Here is an 18,355-nt window from a genome sequence, read left to right as displayed (position 1 = left end):
TGTGCCTCATCAGCGATGCTAGAGGGCATGTCCGACTATGGCGCTACAACGCAGGCGTGGGGCCCCAAGCCGGCCGCCCTGATCTACGCGGCGGTGGGAGGCGCGGTGCTGGCGGTGGTGGCGGTGGCCGCCGACGAGCCCGCCGGCCGGCTGCTGATCGGGCTGGCCGCGGCGGGGCTGCTGCTCACCGCGCTCGCCGGGGCTCGGTCGCGTCCCCGGCTGGCGGTGGATGCCGGTGGACTGACCGTCCGCGGACCGTGGGGCGCGCGCCGGGTGGGCTGGACCCAGCTGCGCGGCTGCGAGGTGGTGCAGCACCACCGGCTGGGTCGACGGGTGGGGGTGCTCGAGCTGACCGTCCAGCAGGACGACCGCGAGTCGCTGCTGCTGCTCACCAAGGCGGAGCTGGGCACCGACCCGGAGGACGTGCTGTGGGTGGTGCAGGGCTATCGCCCCGACCGGTTCGGGGCCGACGGGTCTGGGGGCGACGGGTCTGGGGGCGACGGCCCCGGGGCGTAGCGCCGGCTACAGCCCCGCCTGGGATCGCAGCGCCAGCACGCGTGCCACGATCACCGCGAGGGCGACCACGCTGAGCACGGCCAGCGCCGACACCTGCACCGGCACGGTGCGACCCCGCGGGGCGTAGACCAGGGCCGCGGTGGCGGCGGCGCCCACCACGAGCCCGCCCAGGTGTCCGGCCATGGAGATGCCCGGCACGCTCAGCCCGATCACCACGTTGATGGCGATGATGCCGAGGGCGGCGGACACGCTGCGGCGCAGGCGCAGCAGCACCACCACCAGCCCACCCATCAGGCCGAAGATGGCGCCGGAGGCCCCCGCGGTGAGGCTGCGCGGGTCGGCGAAGAGCATCACCGCGGCGGAGCCCCCGAGCAGCGACACCAGGTACACCGCAGCGAAGCGCCACCGGCCCAGCAGCACCTCCAGGTCCCGGCCCAGGACGTAGAGGGCGAACATGTTGACCAGCAGGTGCAGCGGGCCGAAGTGCAGGAAGCCGCTGCTCAGCAGCCGCCACCAGTCGCCGAGGGCCACCCCGTAGGGCCACAGGGCCAAGTCACGAAAGATCGTGGAGCGGTTGTTGTCCAGCACCTGGCCGCCGGCGTCGAGCACGGTGACCAGGAAGAAGAGCACGTTGACGCCGATGAGCCCGTAGGTGAGCACCGGCGCGCTGGCAGCCAGTGGGGCTCCGGCCACGGTCGCCGCCTGGCGCTGGTCCCGCTGCCCCTGGGCGAGGCAGTCCACGCAGTGGAAGCCCACCGGGGCCTCGCGCAGGCACTCCGGGCACGCCGACCGGCCGCACCGGCTGCAGCGCAGTCCGGTGGGCCGGTCGGGGTGGCGGAAGCAGGCCTGGGGACCGTCCCCGGCACCAGGGGCCCCGAAGGCGCCGGTACCGGGTGGACCCCAGGCGGGGTTGCTCATCGCAGCGTGACCAGAGGTGTCAGTGCGTCGGTCAGACCTGCTCGACGGTGACGCGCTCGATGACCACGGGCTCGACCGGACGGTCGCTGCGGTCCACGGCGGTGGTGCCGATGGCGTCGACGACGTTGCGGGACTCCTCGTCCACGACCTCGCCGAAGATGGTGTGCTTGCGGTTGAGGTGCGGGGTCAGGGCCGTGGTGATGAAGAACTGCGAGCCGTTGGTGCCCGGACCGGCGTTGGCCATGGCCAGCAGGTACTTGCGGTCGAACTGCAGCTCCGGGTGGAACTCGTCCTCGAAGCGGTAGCCCGGGCCGCCGCGGCCGGTGCCCGTGGGGTCGCCGCCCTGGATCATGAAGTTGTCGATGATGCGGTGGAAGACCGACCCGTCGTAGAACGGCCCGGAGGTCCCGCCCTGGGCGTTCTTCTCCGAGTAGTCCTTGCTGCCGTCGGCCAGCCCGACGAAGTTCGCGACCGTCTTGGGCGCGTGGTTGCCGAACAGCGCGATGCGGATGTCGCCGCGGTTGGTGTGCAGCGTCGCCGTGGCGGTGGCGGGGGCAGCGGTCTTGTTCTCTGAGGAAGTCACCAATCCATCCTGCCATCCTGGGCAATCCGACGTCGCGCCCCGTCCGACCTGGCTGTCGTGGGGCGGGCAGGATGGGCTGCGACCCACCGGACTCAGGCGATCCAGCCTGTGCTGGGCAGGTACCAGCGAGAAGGAGTGACGATGAACGAGGTGACCGTGTTGTCCAAGCTCGGCGAGGAGACCGGCCGAGTGGTCGGCACCGGCGTGCGGGCCGCCCGCCGTGGATCGGTCAAGCTCAGCCAGAGTGGCGCAGTCGCCGGTCTGGGTGCGGCCAAGATGACCGTCAAGGCCGCCCAGGGTGCGGCAGCCAAGCGGGCCGAGCGCCGCCTGCGTCAGACCGGGGAGGCCGGGCGTGAGCTGGTCGCCCGGGTGAGCCTGCCGGAGCTGAGCCTGCCCGAGCTGCTGGACGTGGCCGAGGTGCGCGCCGGCCTGGCCCGCCGCATCGACCCGCCCAAGAAGCGACGCCGCTGGCCGCTGGTGGCCGTGCTGCTCGTCGGGGGTGCCGCTGCCGCCGCCGTGGTGGCCTCCCGCCGGCCGGTGGCGCCGCCGCCGGCAGACGCCCCGCCGAGCGTGCGGACGCTGAACGGCACCACTGCTCCCAGCGCCGCCCCCGCGGGCACGAACGGGGCTCCGGAGGGCGCGGGCCGCACCACCGAGTAGCCCTGGACCGAGCCAGCCCTGGACATGGGACAGGCCCCGCCTCCGCGATCACGCGGGGACGGGGCCTGTGCTGGTGGAGACGAGGGGAATCGAACCCCTAACCCCTGCCTTGCAAAGGCAGTGCTCTGCCAATTGAGCTACGTCCCCGGGTGGGCTGCTGCCTAGCTTCCCGCGGGGGGTTCTGGTGCTGCGTGCCTGCCCGAGGACGGCTGCGCCGACACTGCCGGCTCGGTCGCCTCGTGCCATGGATCCGTCGAGCGCTGCCGGGCTCGGGCCCGGGCGAACCCGGCCGCCGCGGCGGCCAGGGCTGCGACCAGGAGCATCCTCATGCCGACTGACACTCCTTCGATCAACGGATCTCGTGGGCCTAGGTGGACTTGAACCACCGACCTCTTCCTTATCAGGGAAGCGCTCTAACCGTCTGAGCTATAGGCCCCGATGCCGGACCGAGGTTACCGTACCGGCCCGGGTCGTACCAAAACGCCCGTACGGCAGCGGTCGGGAACGCTGCCGCACGGACGCTCAGTCGCGCTCGGTGAGAGTGACCTCCACGCCGCCGACCAGGTCGGACGTGAGGTTGTAGATGAACGAGCTGATGGTGGCCAGTGCGGTCAGCAGCACGATGTTGATCGCACCGACGATGGCGGCCACGCCGAACACCCGGCCCGGCCCGATGAGCGGTGAGCTCTCGGCGTTGGGGTCGTTGACCGAGACGAAGTCGGTGAAGGTGGTGTTCAGCCGGTCCCAGACGCCCATGCCGTCCAGCACCAGGTACAGCACGCCCACCGCCACCATCCACACCAGGAACAGCGCGAAGGACAGCACCAGCGACAGCTTCAGCACCGACCACGGGTCGAAGTGCTTGACCTGCAGGCTCGCGCGGCGCGGACCCTTGCGGCCGCGCTGCACGGTGGCCGTGGCCCGCCGCTCGCCCTCGGCCCGTCGCTCGCCCTCGGCCGGCCGCCGGTCGCGTGCCCGCGGGTCGGTGGCCGGGCGGGCGGTGCCACCCTGGCCGTTGCCCGGCCGGGCCTCCCCGCGCCGGGCAGGCGCCGGGTTGCCCGCCGGTGAACGGCCCCCGCTGGTGCGGGGCACCGAGGAGAGGTCCGGCATCTCCTGGGACAGGTCCGGGCGCCTCATCTGCGTGGTGGGGGCGTCCAGCCCCGGCGCGCCGCCCCGGCCGGTGCCACCGCGCTGCCAGGGTGCCGGCTCGGAGCGCCGAGGCTCGCCGGCGCCACCGGAGGAGCCGTTGCCGCCCCGGGCGGCGGGACGCTCACCGCCGCGCTGCTCCGGCCGCGGGGCACCCTGATCAGACCCGCCGGGGCGGGGAGGAGTGCTCATGAGTGCTCCTTAACGGTGTTGGGCTGGTCGTCGCCGGGCTGGCCCGCCTCGTCCGCGTTGCGGGCGATCGCGATCAGCTCGACACCCTCGCCGAGGTTCATCAGCCGCACGCCCTTGGTCTGGCGACCTGCCTTGCGCACCTCCTTGGCGGTGGTCCGGATGACCCCGCCGCCAGAGGTGATGGCGTACAGCTCGTCGTCGATGTCCACGATGAGTGCGCCGACCAGAGTGCCACGGCGACGGTCGTACTGAATGGTCAGCACGCCCTTGCCGCCGCGACCCTGCACCGGGTAGTCGTCCATCGGGGTGCGCTTGGCGTAGCCGCCGGCGGTGGCCACCAGCAGGTAGGTGCCCTCCCGGACCACGTTCAGCGACAGCAGCTCGTCGTCACCGTTGAAGCGCATGCCCAGCACGCCGGAGGTGGCCCGACCCATCGGTCGCAGCGCGTCGTCGGTGGCGGAGAAGCGGATCGACTGGCCGAGCGCGGAGACCAGCAGCAGGTCGTCCTCGGCGGAGCACAGCGTGGCCCCCACCAGCTCGTCGCCCTCGCGCAGGTTGATCGCCACCACGCCGCCGGAGCGGTTGGAGTCGAAGTCGCTGAGCCGGGTCTTCTTGACCAGGCCGCCCTTGGTGGCCAGCACCAGGTACGGCATCACCTGGTAGTCCTTGATCTGGATGACCTGGGCGATCTTCTCGTCCGGCTGGAACGCCAGCAGGTTGGCCACGTGCTGTCCGCGCGCGGTGCGGTTGGCCTCGGGCAGCTCGTAGGCCTTCGCGCGGTACACCCGGCCCTTGGTGGTGAAGAACAAGATCCAGTCGTGGGTGGAGCAGACGAAGAACTTGCTCACGATGTCGTCCTGGCGCAGCCCGGCGCCCTGCACCCCCTTGCCACCGCGCTTCTGGGCGCGGTACAGGTCGGTCTTGGTGCGCTTGGCGTAGCCGGTCTCGGTGATGGTGACCACCACGTCCTCGCGGGCGATGAGGTCCTCCATGGACACGTCACCGTCGGCGGGCACGATCCGCGTGCGGCGGTCGTCGCCGTACTTGTCCACGATCTCCATGAGCTCGTCACGGACGATCTGCCGCTGGCGCTCGGGCCGGTCCAGGATGTCCTGCAGGTCGGCGATGGTGCGCTCGATCTCGGCCAGCTCGTCGATGATGCGCTGCCGCTCCAGGGCGGCCAGCCGGCGCAGCTGCATGTCCAGGATGGCCTGGGCCTGCAGCTCGTCGACGTCGAGCAGCTCCATCAGCCCGGTGCGGGCGACGTCGGCGGAGGCGGAGGCCCGGATGAGGGCGATCACCTCGTCCAGGGCGTCCAGCGCCTTGACCAGTCCGCGCAGGATGTGGGCGCGCTCCTCGGCCTTGCGCAACCGGTAGCGGGTGCGCCGCACGATGACGTCGAGCTGGTGGGTGACGTACAGCCGGATCATCTGGTCCAGCCGCAGGGTGCGCGGCACCCCGTCGACGATGGACAGCATGTTGCAGCCGAAGCTGGTCTGCAGCTGGGTGTGCTTGTAGAGGTTGGCCAGCACCACCTTGGCCACGGCGTCCCGCTTGAGGGTGAGCACGATGCGCATGCCCACCCGGTCGGAGGACTCGTCGTGGATGTCGGAGATCCCGGCGATCTTCCCGTCCCGCAGCTGCTCGGCGATGCTGGTGACCAGGTTGTCGGGGTTCACCTGGTACGGCAGCTCGGTGGCCACGATGGTGGTGCGCCCGCGGGCGTCCTCCTCCACCTCGACCACGCCGCGCATCCGGACGGAACCGCGACCGGTGGTGTAGGCCTCGTTGATGCCGTCGGAGCCCACGATCAGTCCGGAGGTGGGGAAGTCGGGGCCCTTCACCCGCTCCATGCAGGCCGCCAGGGTGGTCTCCTCGTCGGCCTCGTAGTTCTCCAGCGCCCAGATCACCGCGTCGGCGACCTCCCGCAGGTTGTGCGGCGGGATGTTGGTGGCCATGCCGACCGCGATGCCGCCGGAGCCGTTGACCAGCAGGTTCGGGAACCGGCTGGGCAGCACGTCGGGCTCGCTGGTGCGGCCGTCGTAGTTGGGCGAGAACTCGACGGTGTCCTCGTCGATGTCGCGCAGCATCTCCATGGCCAGCGGGGTCAGCCGCGACTCGGTGTACCGCATGGCCGCCGCGGGGTCGTTGCCGGCGGAGCCGAAGTTGCCCTGGCCGTCGATCAGCGGGTAGCGCATCGACCAGGGCTGGGCGAGACGGACCATGGTGTCGTAGATCGAGGAGTCACCGTGCGGGTGGTAGTTGCCCATCACCTCGCCGACGACGCGGGAGGACTTCACGTAGCCACGGTCGGGACGGAAGCCGGAGTCGTACATCGCGTAGAGCACGCGGCGGTGCACCGGCTTGAGTCCGTCACGAACTTCCGGCAGGGCGCGGCCGACGATCACGCTCATGGCGTAGTCGATGTAGCTGCGCTGCATCTCCTGCTGGAGGTCGACCGGCTCGACCCGGTCGCGGATGACACCCTCGATGCCGACCGGGCCGTCCTCGGGGGGCAGCGGCGTGTCGGTCATGTGGTGCTCCTTCGGGGATTCTGGTGGGGTGCCGACAGGGTGTTCAGGTGGCTCGCGCCCGCGGTGTCGGCGCTGCGCACGGGCCGGGCTCCGCAGCGGGGGGTGGCGCGACCGGGGGCGGCCGCCAGCGGGTCAGACATCCAGGAACCGGACGTCCTTGGCGTTGCGCGTGATGAAGCTGCGCCGCGCCTCCACGTCCTCGCCCATGAGCACGCTGAACAGCTCGTCCGCGGTGGCGGCGTCGTCCAGCGTCACCTGGCGCAGGATGCGGTGGTCGGGGTCCATGGTGGTCTCCCACAGCTCCTTGGCGTTCATCTCGCCGAGGCCCTTGTAGCGCTGCACGCCGTCGTCCTTGTTGATCTTGCGACCGGTCTCCACGCCCGCCTTGAGCAGCGCGTCGCGCTCGCGGTCGGAGTAGACGAAGTCCGGCTTGCCCTTGCTCCACTTGATCTTGTACAGCGGCGGGGCGGCCAGGTAGACGTGACCGTGCTCCACCAGCGGACGCATGAAGCGGAACAGCAGGGTGAGCAGCAGGGTGGAGATGTGCTGACCGTCCACGTCGGCGTCGGCCATCAGGATGATCTTGTGGTAGCGCAGCTTGGACAGGTCGAACTCGTCGTGGATGCCGGTGCCCAGGGCGGTGATGATGGCCTGGACCTCGGTGTTCTTCAGCACCCGGTCGATGCGGGCCTTCTCCACGTTGATGATCTTGCCGCGCAGCGGGAGGATCGCCTGGAACATCGAGTCGCGGCCGGACTTGGCCGAGCCACCGGCGGAGTCACCCTCCACCACGTAGATCTCAGACAGGCTCGGGTCGTTGGAGCGGCAGTCGCTGAGCTTGCCGGGCAGCCCGCCGATGTCGGTGGCGCTCTTGCGGCGCACCAGCTCGCGGGCCTTGCGGGCCGCCATCCGGGCGTGCGAGGAGGAGATCGCCTTGTTGATGATGATCTTGGCGTCGGAGGGGTGCTCCTCGAACCAGCTGTTCAGGTGCTCGTTGCAGGTCTTCTGCACGAACGAGCGCACCTCGGTGTTGCCCAGCTTGGTCTTGGTCTGACCCTCGAACTGCGGCTCGCCCACCCGGACGCTGATGATCGCCGCCAGGCCCTCGCGGATGTCGTCCCCGGTGAGGTTGGGGTCCTTCTCCTTGAGGAGCTTCTTCTCCTTGGCGTAGCGGTTGACCACCGAGGTCAGCGCGGAGCGGAAGCCCTCCTCGTGCGTGCCACCCTCGATGGTGTTGATGGTGTTGGCGAAGGTGTGCACCGACTCGGAGTAGCCGGAGTTCCACTGCATGGCCACCTCGACCTCGTGGCCGGTGCCGCTGGCGGTGAACCCGACGATCGACGTGTGGATGGGCTGCTTGGACTTGTTCAGGTGCGCGACGTAGTCCTCGAGCCCACCGGGGTAGTGGTAGGTGCGCTTGACCACGGCCGCCGGCTTGGGCGCGGCGGTGTCCAGCGCGGCGCTCTCCGGCGCGGCGTCCACCTCGGCCTCGTTCTGGGTGACGCGCTCGTCGGTGAGGGTGATGGTGAGTCCCTTGTTCAGGAACGCCATCTCCTGCAGGCGGCGCGCGACCGTCTCGAAGCTGTAGGTGGTGGTCTCCTCGAAGACCTCCGGGTCGGCCCAGAAGGTGACGGTGGTGCCGGTGCGGTCGGAGGCGCCCACCTCGACCAGCTCACCGGGCTTGGCGTACAGGTACTCCTGGGTGAAGTTCTTGCCCTCGCGGTGGATGTCCACCTCCAGGCGCCGCGACAGCGCGTTCACCACGCTGACACCCACGCCGTGCAGACCACCGGAGACCGCGTATGAGTCGGAGTCGAACTTTCCACCGGCGTGCAGCACGGTGAGCACGACCTCGATGGTGGGACGCTTCTCCACCGGGTGCATGTCCACCGGGATGCCGCGTCCGTCGTCGGTGACGCGCACGCCGCCGTCGGCGAGCAGGGTCACGTCCACCCGGGTGGCGTAGCCGGCCATCGCCTCGTCCACGGAGTTGTCCACAACCTCCCAGATGAGGTGGTGGAGCCCGCGCTCGCCCGTCGAGCCGATGTACATGCCCGGGCGCTTGCGGACGGCCTCCAGACCCTCGAGGACGGTGATGGACGACGCACCGTAGGAAGCATTCTTGTCAGCCACGTGTCTTCGGTGTCTCCTCAAGCCTGGGCCGGCCAGAGTGGTCAGCCAGAAGTGGTACCTAACCAGTCTACTGCCCCTGGCGGACCAAACTGGCCCTGCAACACCCCTCAGAGCCACGTGGAGGGCATTTCACACCCTTCCAAGGGTCGGTTCGCCCACCGCGGGGGCGCGTCAGCCGTAGGTGTCTCTGGGGCCCCGGCCGCGCACGTGCCGCTCTCCGCGCCGCCAGCTGGGGGCGCTCGGGCCGTGGAAGGTGATCCGGGTGACCACTCCGTCACCGACCGCAGCGGCGATGGTGGCCAGCAGCTGGCGCTGCATGGTGCGCAGCTGGGTGGCCCAGGCTGTGGATTCCGCCTGGACCGTCAGCTCACCGTTCTGCAGCGACACCGGCTTGGCGTGCGAGGCGATGTCCGGCCCGACCAGGTTGTCCCACCGGCCGAGCACCGAGCCGGCCGAGACCTCCTCCGACCAGCCGCGCGCCTGCACCAGCTTGTTGGTGAGGTGGCCCAGCAGCTGGGGGTCGCGGTCGTCCGATCCCGGCCCTGACCAGCGACGACGCCGTGCGGATCCGGACTTGATGCCGCCGCGACGCACCGGCACGCGCCGGGCGTGGATGCCCACGCCGCGCTCCTTGGCCTGCGCCCGCGCCTCCTCCAGCGCGCGGCGCGCGAGGTCCACGCCGCGCCCCTCCTCCACCGGCGCGGCCGGCTGCTCCGGCTCTCCCGCAGCGGCTCCGGGAGAAGTTGTCGACAGGTTGTCCCCAGTGTTGTCCACAACCGGGGGATAACCCTCATCTTCAGGTCGACCCATGCGCTGCCTCCTCCACCTCGATGGTGCTGGTGCGGGTGGCGCCGTCGCGTCCGGCGTCAGCATCCACCCGGTAGCGAGTGCCTGCCAGCTCGGCGGGGACGTCCGCACCCACCGCCGCGGTGATCAGCACCTGCTCGGCGCCGGCGGCCACGTGCGCCAGCGCGGCGCGGCGGCGGCGGTCCAGCTCGGCGAACACGTCGTCGAGCACCAGCACGGGGTCGGTGCCGTCGGTTCGCTGCAGGGAGAAGCTGCCCAGCCGCAGCGCCAGCGCGTAGGACCACGACTCGCCGTGGCTGGCGTAGCCCTTCGCCGGTTGCGCGCCCAGCTGCAGGTCCACGTCGTCGCGGTGCGGGCCCACCAGGCACACCCCGCGCTCGATCTCTGACCGGCGCACTCGCGCCAGCTCGCTGAGCAGGCACGCCTCGAGCAGCTCCGCGTCCGCCCGCTCCGCGCCCGGCTCGCCGTAGCCCGGCCCGGCCGTCGGGCTGGGGAAGGCGTCGCCCAGGCTGCTGCGGTAGTGCAGCCGCGCCGGCCGCGACTCCGGGGCCAGCGCGGCGTAGGAGTCGCTGACGTGCGGGGCGAGCTCGGTCAGCAGGTCCAGCCGGCCGGCGAGCAGCTGTGACCCGAGCTCGGCGAGGTGGCCGTCCCACACGTCCAGGGTAGCGGCGGCGTCACCGGCGGAACCGCTGCGGCGCAGCGCCGCCCCGGCGGTCTTGAGCAGGGCCGACCGCTGGCGCAGCACCCGGTCGTAGTCGGCCCGCACCCCGGCCAGGCGGGGCGCTCGGCTCACCATCAGCTCGTCCAGGAAGCGGCGGCGCTCACCCGGGTCACCCCGCACCAGGGCCAGGTCCTCCGGGGCGAACAGCACGGTGCGCAGGATGCCCAGCACCTCGCGTGCGCGGCGGACCGGAGAGCGGTTGATCCGAGCGCGGTTGGCCTTGCCGGGCGTGATCTCCACCTCGACCAGCAGCTCACGCTGCTGGTTGACCACCGCGGCGCGGGCGATCGCCCGGTCGGCGCCGGCGCGGACCAGGGGCCCGTCGGAGGAGACCCGGTGCGAGGACAAGGTGGCCAGGTAGCCCAGCGCCTCCACCAGGTTGGTCTTGCCGTTGCCGTTGGCGCCGAGCAGCACGGTGACGCCTGGGGTGAGAGTCAGCTCCGCGCTGCTCCAGGAGCGGAAGTCGGTGACTCCTAGGTGACGGACGTACACCTCAGTCCGCGCTGCCCGGCGTGCCGGGGGCGGAACCGGGGGCATCGGGGCCGGTGGAGCTGGAGCTGCGGCTGGCGTGCCCGCCGAACTGGTTGCGCAGCGCGGACACCGCCTTCATCGCAGGGGACTCCTCCTGCCGGGAGGCGAAGCGGGCGAAGAGCGCGGCCGAGATCACCGGCAGCGGGACGGCGTGGTCGATCGCCTCCAGCACCGTCCAGCGGCCCTCGCCGGAGTCAGCGGTCCAGCCAGAGATCGCGTCCAGGCCGGGATCCTCCTGCAGCGCCCTGACCAGCAGGTCCAGCAGCCAGGAGCGCACGACCGTCCCCTCCGACCAGCCCTGCAGCACTGCGGGGACGTTCTCCACCAGCTGGGAGGCCTTGAGCAGCTCGTAGCCCTCCGCGTAGGCCTGCATCAGTCCGTACTCGATGCCGTTGTGCACCATCTTGGCGTAGTGCCCGGCACCCACCGGCCCGGCGTGGGAGAACCCGTTCTCCCGCGGGCCGGTCGGGCGCAGCGCGTCGAAGACCGGCATGGCCATCTCCACGTGCGCGACGTCGCCCCCGACCATCAGTCCGTAGCCGTTCTCCAGTCCCCAGATTCCACCGGACACCCCGCAGTCGAGGTAGCCGATGCCCAGCTGGCCCAGCTCGGCGGCGTGCGGCTGGTCGTCGGTGTACTGGGAGTTGCCCCCGTCGATCACCAGGTCACCCGGGGAGAGCACCTGCCCCAGGGCGGTGATGGTGTCCCGGGTGATGGCGCCGGAGGGCACCATCACCCACACCACCCGGGGGGCGGGCAACGCCTCGGCCAGCGCGGCCAGGGTGGGGACGTCGCTGACCTCCGGCCGAGGGTCGTAGCCCACCACGCCGATGCCCGCACCCCGCAGCCGCTCGCGCATGTTGAAGCCCATCTTGCCGAGCCCGATGAGTCCGATCTCCATGTCTGCGCCTTCCTGCCCGCGGTGGTGTCCAGGGTGCCGGGTCAGCCCGGCAGCCGCACCGGCATCAGCAGGTAGGTGTACTCGCTGTCCGGCGCCGGGAACGGGCCCGGACCCTCGAGCGCGGGGGCGTCCGGGTCGGTGGGCCGCAGCACGGCGGGCCGGCTCGCGGTGGTGAATCCCATGGACACCCGCTCGCTGTGCAGCACCGAGAGGCCGTCGAGCAGGTACCCGGGGTTGAACGCGATGACCAGGGGCTCGCCGGTGAACTCGGCCGGCAGCTCCTCCTCGGCCTTGCCCTCGTCGTCCCCGCCGGCGGTCAGGCGCAGGCCTTCCTCGCTGAACTCCATCCGCACCTGCGCGCCACGCTCGGCCATCAGGGAGACCCGCTTGATCGCCTCGACCAGCGGAGCGACGGCCACGTCGGCCACTGCCGCGTGCTCGGCGGGCAGGAGCTGGCGGAACTTGGGGAAGTCGGCGTCGAGCAGCCGGGTGGTGGTGCGCCGGCCGGCACCGGCCAGGCCGAGCAGGCCCTCGCCGCCAGCGCCGGTGGTGCCCAGGGCCAGCTGCACCTCGCCGGAACCGCTGGTCAGCGTCTTCGCCGACTCGGCCAGGGTCTTCGCCGGCACCAGCACAGCCAGGGACACCTCATCGGCGTCGGGCTTCCACTCGAAGGTGCGCACGGCCAGCCGGAACCGGTCGGTGGCGGCGAGGACCACGCGGGGCCCCTCGATCTCCACCCGCACGCCGGTGAGCATCGGCAGGGTGTCGTCGCGCCCGGCGGCCACCGCCACCTGGGCCACGGCCTCGGCGAAGACGTCGGCCGGCAGCGATCCGGTGCCCGCAGGCATCGATGGCATCTGCGGGTAGTCCTCGACCGGCATGGTCGGCAGCGAGAAGCGGGCGCTGCCGCAGAGGATGTTCACCCGGCTCCCGTCGACGGTCACGTCGACGGGCCGGTTGGGCAGCGAACGGGTGATGTCGGCCAGGAGCCGACCGGAGACCAGCACGCGACCGCCGTCGGCCACCTCGGCGGAGACCCCCACCTGTGCCGACACCTCGTAGTCGAAGCCGGAGACGGTCAGCCCGTCGGCCTCCGCGCCGTCAGCACCCTCGACGCTGCCGGTGGACAGCAGCACGCCGCCCAGGACAGGTACCGGTGGACGCGAGGGAAGGCTGCGCGCCACCCAGGCCACTGCGTCGGCGAACTCATCCCGCGCCACCCGGAACTTCATCGGTAGGACTCCATGCTCTCCGGGCTCCCTCTCACGATCTGGCTCCTGCTCCGGACCCACCCACCTGGTGTGCCCGGACTGCTGCACCCCGCAGAGGCAGCCGCCCAACCGTAGAGCGTTCCGGCCCGTGCTGGGAACCCGGTGCTCTGCTGGGCACGAGCAGCGCGAGCTGCCCAGCAGGGCTGTTCACGGAGGTTGTGCACATTCCTGCTCTAGAAAGAGATCCCTCTAGAGAGAGAACAGGAACAGCAGTAGGGGGTGTGCACGCTGTGGACTGAGCACCTCGTGCGCTGATCGGACGGCGTGGCGGGCTGGGGAGCCAGCAGGGGGTGAAAGGTGCACCGCCGTCCCCAGATCTGCTGCGTGCACATCCATGCACCGCTCGGTCCCCAGATGAATCGAGTTACCCCCAGGCTTGTCCACAGGTGTGGGTTAATCGTCCACCAGGCGTGCTGAGTGGGCACGGACACACATCCAGCAGGGGTCCGAGCGGGCCAGCAAGGCCCGAGGAGGGTCGCGAGATGGGTCGCCAGAGGGCGCTGAGGGGGGTCAACAGGGCGCGTCCTGAGACGCACGACGACGGCCTCTCCGGCCGTCGGGCAGGCCGGGACATCGGCCGGTAGAGCTAGCTGCGCGAGCGCTGCTTGATCCGGGCGGTGAGCTCCTGGACCTGTTCGTAGGTGCGACGGCGCTCGGCCATCTCCTTGCGAATCTTCTTGTTGGCGTGCATCACCGTGGTGTGGTCCCGGCCGCCGAAGGTCTGCCCGATCTTGGGCAGCGACAGGTCGGTGAGCTCCCGGCAGAGGTACATCGCGACCTGCCTGGCCTGGGCCACCGCCCGGGTCTTGCCCGGTCCGCGCAGCTCGTCCAGGGAGTTGCCGAAGTACTCGGCGGTGACGGCCATGATCGTGGCGGCGCTGATCTCCAGCGAGGACGCGTCCGGGATCAGGTCGCGCAGCACGATCTCCGCCAGCGCCAGGTCCACCACCTGCTGGTTGAGGGAGGCGAACGCGGTGACGCGGATCAGCGCCCCCTCCAGCTCACGAATGTTGCGCTCGATCCGGCTGGCGATGAACTCCAGCACCTCGTCGGGCACCGCGAGCCCGTCCATCTGCGCCTTCTTGCGCAGGATGGCGATGCGGGTCTCCAGCTCGGGTGGCTGGACGTCGGTGATCAGGCCCCACTCGAAGCGGGTGCGCAACCGGTCCTCCAGGGTCACCAGCTGCTTGGGTGGCCGGTCGGAGGAGACCACGATCTGCTTGTTCGCGTTGTGCAGCGTGTTGAAGGTGTGGAAGAACTCCTCCTGGGTGCCTTCCTTGCCCTCCAGGAACTGGATGTCGTCCACCAGCAGCACGTCGATGTCGCGGTAGCGGCGCTGGAAGGCCACCTTCCGGTCGTCGCGCAGGCTGTTGATGAAGTCGTTGGTGAACTCCTCGGTGGAGATGTAGCGCACCTGGATGCCAGGGAAGAGGCGCTGGGTGTAGTGGCCGACCGCGTGCAGCAGGTGGGTCTTGCCCAGCCCGGACTCGCCCCAGATGAAGAGCGGGTTGTACGCGCGGGCCGGTGCCTCGGCCACCGCGACCGCGGCGGAGTGCGGGAACCGGTTGGAGCTGCCGATGACGAACGTGTCGAAGGTGTACTTCGCGTTCAGTCGTGTCTGGGCCGGCCCGGCAGGCGCCTTGCGCACGGTCGAGTAGCTCGGCCAGATCTCGTTGATCGTCTCCAGCGCGTCTTTTTCCTCGTCGACCTCGTCGAGGTCGTCCACGCCGGTGAAGCCCCCGGCGGAGCCGCCGTGGTCGGCGCCGTCAGCGGAGGCGCCGTGCTCGCCCCGGGGCGCCACGCCGTCAGCGGCGGCACCCTCGTGCACCGCGGACGCCTCGTCCACGCGGACGGCGAGAATCACCTCGCTGCCGAGGTGGCGGCTGAGCGCGTCGGTGATCGGGGTGCGCAGCACCCGCTCGATGGCTTCCTTGGCGAACGCGCTGGGCGCGGCGAGCAGCGCGAAGCCGTTGACGAATCCCACGGGGCGGGTCAGGCGCAGCCATGCCCGTTGCTGAGCGGAGAGCGGGCGACCAGTGGCATCGGTGTACGAGGCGAGCTCGGCCACCACCTCGGCCCACACGGAGCGCAGCTCACGTGTGTCCTCTGCCACTGACGGTCCTCCCCTGGATGCGTGAAGTACCGATCACGTCGCACGGCGTGCTGGATCGGCCTGGGCATCATGTCCTACCGTCCACAGAGTTGTCCACAACTGTGCACGGAGTTACGCGGGTCGCACCGCAGCCCGTGGGGCTCGGTGTGGCGTGGTGGGCAACGGCTTCCGGACGTGCCAGCTGCACGGACGCTGACCGCCGGATCTCCCCCCTGTGGCACTCATCACGAGAGCGAGTGCCCGGGGAAAAGTAACAACAACACACACCCCTGACAAGGGGTGTGCCCCGCACCAGAGGGAATTGTTCGGGCCGCCCCCGGCAGCCGAGGCTACGGGGTCGCTGGCGTTGGTCCCTGCGGCGGCCGGGGCAGACCCCCGCGGCCCAGGTGGCCGGGCGACGGGCACCCCGCGACCACCCCGTGGGCAGCCCGCCGAACGGTGCTCGTGCGCACTGCGGGTGCCACCGGCGACGGCTACTGTCGGGCAAGCACGTTTGACCGCCCGATTTGGGCTGCCGTAGTCTCGTGCAGTCACTGCACACAGGTGGCGATATCGTGCTGTGTCCACCCACGCCTTGCGTGGCGGACCCGCACGGAAGTCGCCTACGTGGTGGTCGTCCCGGAGGGACGTAGAGACATCGTTGATTCATCGAAGTGCAGGGAGTTCAAGTCGTGGCCAAGGGTAAGCGGACGTTTCAGCCGAACAACCGGCGTCGCGCACGGGTTCACGGCTTCCGGCTGCGCATGCGCACCCGCGCCGGCCGGGCCATCGTGTCTGCGCGCCGACGCAAGGGTCGCGACGAGCTCACTGCCTGAGCCGCGGCCTCTTCATGCTCCCGGCCGCCCACCGACTGTCCCATCGCAGCGAGTTCTCCGCCGTGATGCGTGGCGGTCGGCGCGCGGGCCGGTCCCGGCTGGTCGTCCACGCCTTGCGGCGGGACGGCGAGTCGGCGGAGCTGCCCAGCCGAGTGGGCCTGGTGGTGAGCAAGGCGGTCGGCGGCTCGGTGGTTCGCCATCGCATCTCCCGGAAGCTGCGCCACGTGATGCGTCCCGTGGTCGCGTCGCTGCCGCCGGGCACCGACGTGGTGCTGCGTGCACACCCGTCCGCGGCCACGGCCAGCTCCGGCGAGCTCGACGCCGACGTTCGCTCTGGCCTGCGGAAGCTGGGTTTCACGCTCGAGCCGACCCCGGCGTGAGCGTGCAGGCGCCGGTACGGCGCTCGCTGATCGCCCGGGGAATGGTCTTCCTGGTGCGGCTGTACCAGACCTGGGTGTCGCCGTTGCGACTTCCCACGTGTCGGTTCCAGCCCACCTGCAGCAGCTACGCGGTCGAGGCCCTCGAGGTCCACGGCGCCTTCCGCGGCACCTACCTGTCGGTGTGGCGACTTCTGAAATGCGCACCCTGGCACCCTGGTGGGTGGGATCCTGTGCCTCCCGCAGGCTCGGTGTGGCCGCGCAGCGCAAAGACTAGGAGCGAGTAGAACAGTGCTGGACTTCATCTACTACCCGGTGTCGGCGATCTTGTGGTTCTGGCACAAGGTCTTCGGCACGGTTCTGGGCGCGAGCAGCGGCATCGGCTGGGCGCTGTCGGTGATCTTCCTGGTCTTCACCCTGCGTGCAGTGCTGTACCGCCCCTTCGTGAAGCAGATCCGCACCCAGCGGCAGATGCAGGAGTTCCAGCCGCAGATCAAGGCGCTGCAGAAGAAGTACAAGGGCGACCGCCAGCGCCTGGCGCTGGAGATGCAGAAGCTGCAGAAGGAGCACGGGTTCAACCCCGTGGCCGGCTGTCTTCCCGTGCTGCTGCAGGCGCCGGTCTTCATCGGTCTGTTCCACGTGCTGCGCTCGTTCAACCGCACCGGCTCGCAGGCGCAGATCCCGTTCCTGAGCCCCACCGAGCCCATGTCGGTGGAGCAGAACGCGCAGACGGCGAACTACGTCTTCAGTGCCGATGAGGTGCGCTCGTTCCTGGACGCCAAGCTCTTCGGCGCGCCGCTGTCGTCCTTCCTCACCCAGACCGACGCGCAGCTCGAGGCCTTCGGCGATGTCAACAAGGTCGCCATCGCGGCGGTTGCCATCCCGCTGATGGTCATCGCGGCCGTCGCGACCCACTTCACCGCTCGTGCGTCGGTGGCTCGCCAGAGCGCGGCTGCCGCGGCGAACCCGCAGTCGGCGATGATGAACAAGCTCGTCCTGTGGGTCTTCCCGCTGTTCGTGCTGGTCGGTGGCCCCTTCCTGCCGGTCGCCATTCTCATCTACTGGCTGAGCAACAACGCCTGGACCTTGGTGCAGCAGCACTACGTGTTCGGCAAGATCGCCGCCGAGGACGAGGCGAAGAAGCGCGAGGCGATCGAGCGACGCGGCAGCAACGCCCCCCGCCCGGGTGCCCGCCCCAACAAGCCGAAGGGCCGCAAGGCCGCTGCCAACGGCTCTCCCTCGCTGTCCAAGGAGTCGCCGGAGAGCACGGCCGAGGAGGCTGACGACGCAGTGCTGCCGGCCGAGGACACCTCTACGCCGCCGGAGTCCAAGCCGTCGCTGACCAAGTCACCGAGCAGCGGCGGGGCGGCCACGCCGAAGGCCAAGATCGCCAGGCCCGCCGCAGCCTCGGGCAAGCCTCGCCGTGGCGGCCAGGCGCCCAACGCCAAGAGCAAGTCCAGTCGCGGCCAGCGCAAGAAGCGCTGAGCGGCGCCGACGGCACGAGAGGAACACCCTGTGTTGGAGAACGAGACCGTGAGTGGTGACGAGTCCGAGCGCCAGGACCCGGACACCGAGCAGTCGGCTCCGCTCGACGTGCCGTCCGCAGCACCGACCGATGCCGCGCTCTCCGGTGAGGACGACGCCGACGACCCCTTGGTGGAGGAGGGTGACGTCGCTGGCGACTACCTCGAGCGGCTGCTGGACATCCTCGACTTCGACGGCGACATCGACCTGGACGTCGAGGGTGACCGCGCGATGGTCAGCATCGAGGGTGGTACCAACCTGGACCAGCTGGTCGGCCGGAAGGGTGAGGTGCTCGACGCCCTGCAGGAGCTGACCCGCCTGGCGGTGCAGCAGGTCACCGGCGAGCGCAGCCGGCTGATGCTGGACATCGCCGGATGGCGTGCCGAGCGGCGTGCCGAGCTGAGCCGGCTGGGAGCCACCGTGGCTGAGCGGGTGCTGGAGAACGGCCAGCGCGAGGAGCTCCCCCCGATGACCCCGTTCGAGCGCAAGATCGTGCACGACGCGGTGGCCGCCGTGCAGGGCGTGGTCAGCGAGAGCGAGGGCGCCGAGCCTGCGCGCCGCGTGGTCGTCCTGCCCAAGAGCTAGTAACTGACACCTATGTCAGTTGTGGCCC

General features: G+C 70.5%; 17 protein-coding genes and 2 tRNA genes. 7 read left to right on the top strand and 12 right to left on the bottom strand.

What is annotated here, in order from left to right; translation table 11 throughout:
- Nucleotides 1-27: 27 nt before the first annotated feature.
- On the top strand, nt 28-516 hold the full coding sequence (locus AC3YO9_RS04730) for a PH domain-containing protein (protein ID WP_489982295.1): 489 nt from the start codon (nt 28-30) through the stop codon (nt 514-516).
- 6 nt (nt 517-522) lie between these two features.
- On the opposite strand, the gene AC3YO9_RS04725 is transcribed toward AC3YO9_RS04730, so the two are convergent.
- Together AC3YO9_RS04725 and AC3YO9_RS04720 are read right to left on the bottom strand one after the other, a co-directional pair.
- Entirely contained in the window at nt 523-1,434 is a 912-nt protein-coding gene (locus tag AC3YO9_RS04725; RefSeq protein WP_489982294.1) for a rhomboid family intramembrane serine protease, read from the bottom strand.
- A 31-nt stretch (nt 1,435-1,465) separates the two neighbouring features.
- Entirely contained in the window at nt 1,466-2,017 is a 552-nt protein-coding gene (locus AC3YO9_RS04720; protein WP_489982293.1) for a peptidylprolyl isomerase, read from the bottom strand.
- Between the two features lie 141 nt (nt 2,018-2,158).
- On the opposite strand from AC3YO9_RS04720, the gene AC3YO9_RS04715 reads away from it, so the two are divergent.
- Nucleotides 2,159-2,677: a hypothetical protein gene (locus AC3YO9_RS04715; RefSeq protein ID WP_127781570.1), complete on the top strand. Its 519-nt coding sequence runs from the start codon at nt 2,159-2,161 to the stop codon at nt 2,675-2,677.
- Between the two features lie 71 nt (nt 2,678-2,748).
- On the opposite strand, the gene AC3YO9_RS04710 is transcribed toward AC3YO9_RS04715, so the two are convergent.
- The 10 genes from AC3YO9_RS04710 to dnaA form a co-directional block, all read right to left on the bottom strand.
- Nucleotides 2,749-2,824: transfer RNA gene (locus tag AC3YO9_RS04710), tRNA-Ala, on the bottom strand.
- 215 nt (nt 2,825-3,039) lie between these two features.
- Nucleotides 3,040-3,113: transfer RNA gene (locus tag AC3YO9_RS04705), tRNA-Ile, on the bottom strand.
- A gap of 86 nt (nt 3,114-3,199) precedes the next feature.
- Nucleotides 3,200-4,015, bottom strand: a complete 816-nt coding sequence (locus AC3YO9_RS04700; RefSeq protein ID WP_489982292.1) for a DUF3566 domain-containing protein — start codon at nt 4,013-4,015, stop codon at nt 3,200-3,202.
- On the bottom strand, nt 4,012-6,549 hold the full coding sequence (gyrA, locus tag AC3YO9_RS04695) for a DNA gyrase subunit A (protein WP_127781568.1): 2,538 nt from the start codon (nt 6,547-6,549) through the stop codon (nt 4,012-4,014). Before gyrA ends, AC3YO9_RS04700 begins: the two co-directional genes overlap by 4 nt.
- Before the next feature lie 132 nt (nt 6,550-6,681).
- Nucleotides 6,682-8,682, bottom strand: coding sequence for a DNA topoisomerase (ATP-hydrolyzing) subunit B (gene gyrB / locus AC3YO9_RS04690; RefSeq protein ID WP_489982291.1), 2,001 nt, complete (start codon nt 8,680-8,682; stop codon nt 6,682-6,684).
- Between the two features lie 171 nt (nt 8,683-8,853).
- Nucleotides 8,854-9,492: a DciA family protein gene (locus tag AC3YO9_RS04685; protein WP_127781564.1), complete on the bottom strand. Its 639-nt coding sequence runs from the start codon at nt 9,490-9,492 to the stop codon at nt 8,854-8,856.
- Nucleotides 9,479-10,702, bottom strand: coding sequence for a DNA replication/repair protein RecF (gene recF / locus AC3YO9_RS04680; RefSeq protein ID WP_127781562.1), 1,224 nt, complete (start codon nt 10,700-10,702; stop codon nt 9,479-9,481). Before recF ends, AC3YO9_RS04685 begins: the two co-directional genes overlap by 14 nt.
- A 1-nt stretch (nt 10,703) precedes the next feature.
- A complete protein-coding gene (gene gnd, locus AC3YO9_RS04675) occupies nt 10,704-11,687 on the bottom strand; it encodes a phosphogluconate dehydrogenase (NAD(+)-dependent, decarboxylating) (RefSeq protein ID WP_489982576.1) in 984 nt (327 codons plus the stop codon).
- The gene (gene dnaN, locus AC3YO9_RS04670; protein ID WP_127781558.1) at nt 11,684-12,874 is read right to left on the bottom strand and encodes a DNA polymerase III subunit beta; all 1,191 of its coding nucleotides are present in this window, start codon (nt 12,872-12,874) and stop codon (nt 11,684-11,686) included. Before dnaN ends, gnd begins: the two co-directional genes overlap by 4 nt.
- A 625-nt stretch (nt 12,875-13,499) precedes the next feature.
- Nucleotides 13,500-15,026 (bottom strand): chromosomal replication initiator protein DnaA, encoded by a 1,527-nt coding sequence (gene dnaA, locus AC3YO9_RS04665; RefSeq protein ID WP_489982290.1) that lies wholly within the window; start codon nt 15,024-15,026, stop codon nt 13,500-13,502.
- Between the two features lie 671 nt (nt 15,027-15,697).
- Here dnaA and rpmH point away from each other — a divergent pair.
- Genes rpmH through AC3YO9_RS04640 form a run of 5 tightly spaced genes read left to right on the top strand, consistent with a single transcriptional unit; the run spans nt 15,698 to nt 18,327 of the window.
- Entirely contained in the window at nt 15,698-15,841 is a 144-nt protein-coding gene (gene rpmH / locus AC3YO9_RS04660) for a 50S ribosomal protein L34 (protein WP_127784541.1), read from the top strand.
- Nucleotides 15,842-15,855: 14 nt separating this feature from the next.
- Nucleotides 15,856-16,221, top strand: a complete 366-nt coding sequence (rnpA, locus tag AC3YO9_RS04655; RefSeq protein WP_127784540.1) for a ribonuclease P protein component — start codon at nt 15,856-15,858, stop codon at nt 16,219-16,221.
- A gap of 41 nt (nt 16,222-16,262) precedes the next feature.
- A complete protein-coding gene (gene yidD, locus AC3YO9_RS04650; protein WP_127785014.1) occupies nt 16,263-16,505 on the top strand; it encodes a membrane protein insertion efficiency factor YidD in 243 nt (80 codons plus the stop codon).
- Nucleotides 16,506-16,509: 4 nt separating this feature from the next.
- Complete coding sequence (gene yidC / locus AC3YO9_RS04645; RefSeq protein WP_489982289.1) at nt 16,510-17,703, top strand: membrane protein insertase YidC; 1,194 nt, start codon at nt 16,510-16,512, stop codon at nt 17,701-17,703.
- Nucleotides 17,704-17,736: 33 nt separating this feature from the next.
- The gene (locus AC3YO9_RS04640) at nt 17,737-18,327 is read left to right on the top strand and encodes a Jag family protein (protein WP_489982575.1); all 591 of its coding nucleotides are present in this window, start codon (nt 17,737-17,739) and stop codon (nt 18,325-18,327) included.
- Nucleotides 18,328-18,355: the final 28 nt, after the last annotated feature.

It is taken from the genome of Rhodococcus sp. Z6_132, assembly GCF_058133635.1.
The sequence above is the reverse complement of the archived record's forward strand: the minus strand, read 5'-3'. Positions and strand labels throughout refer to the sequence as shown.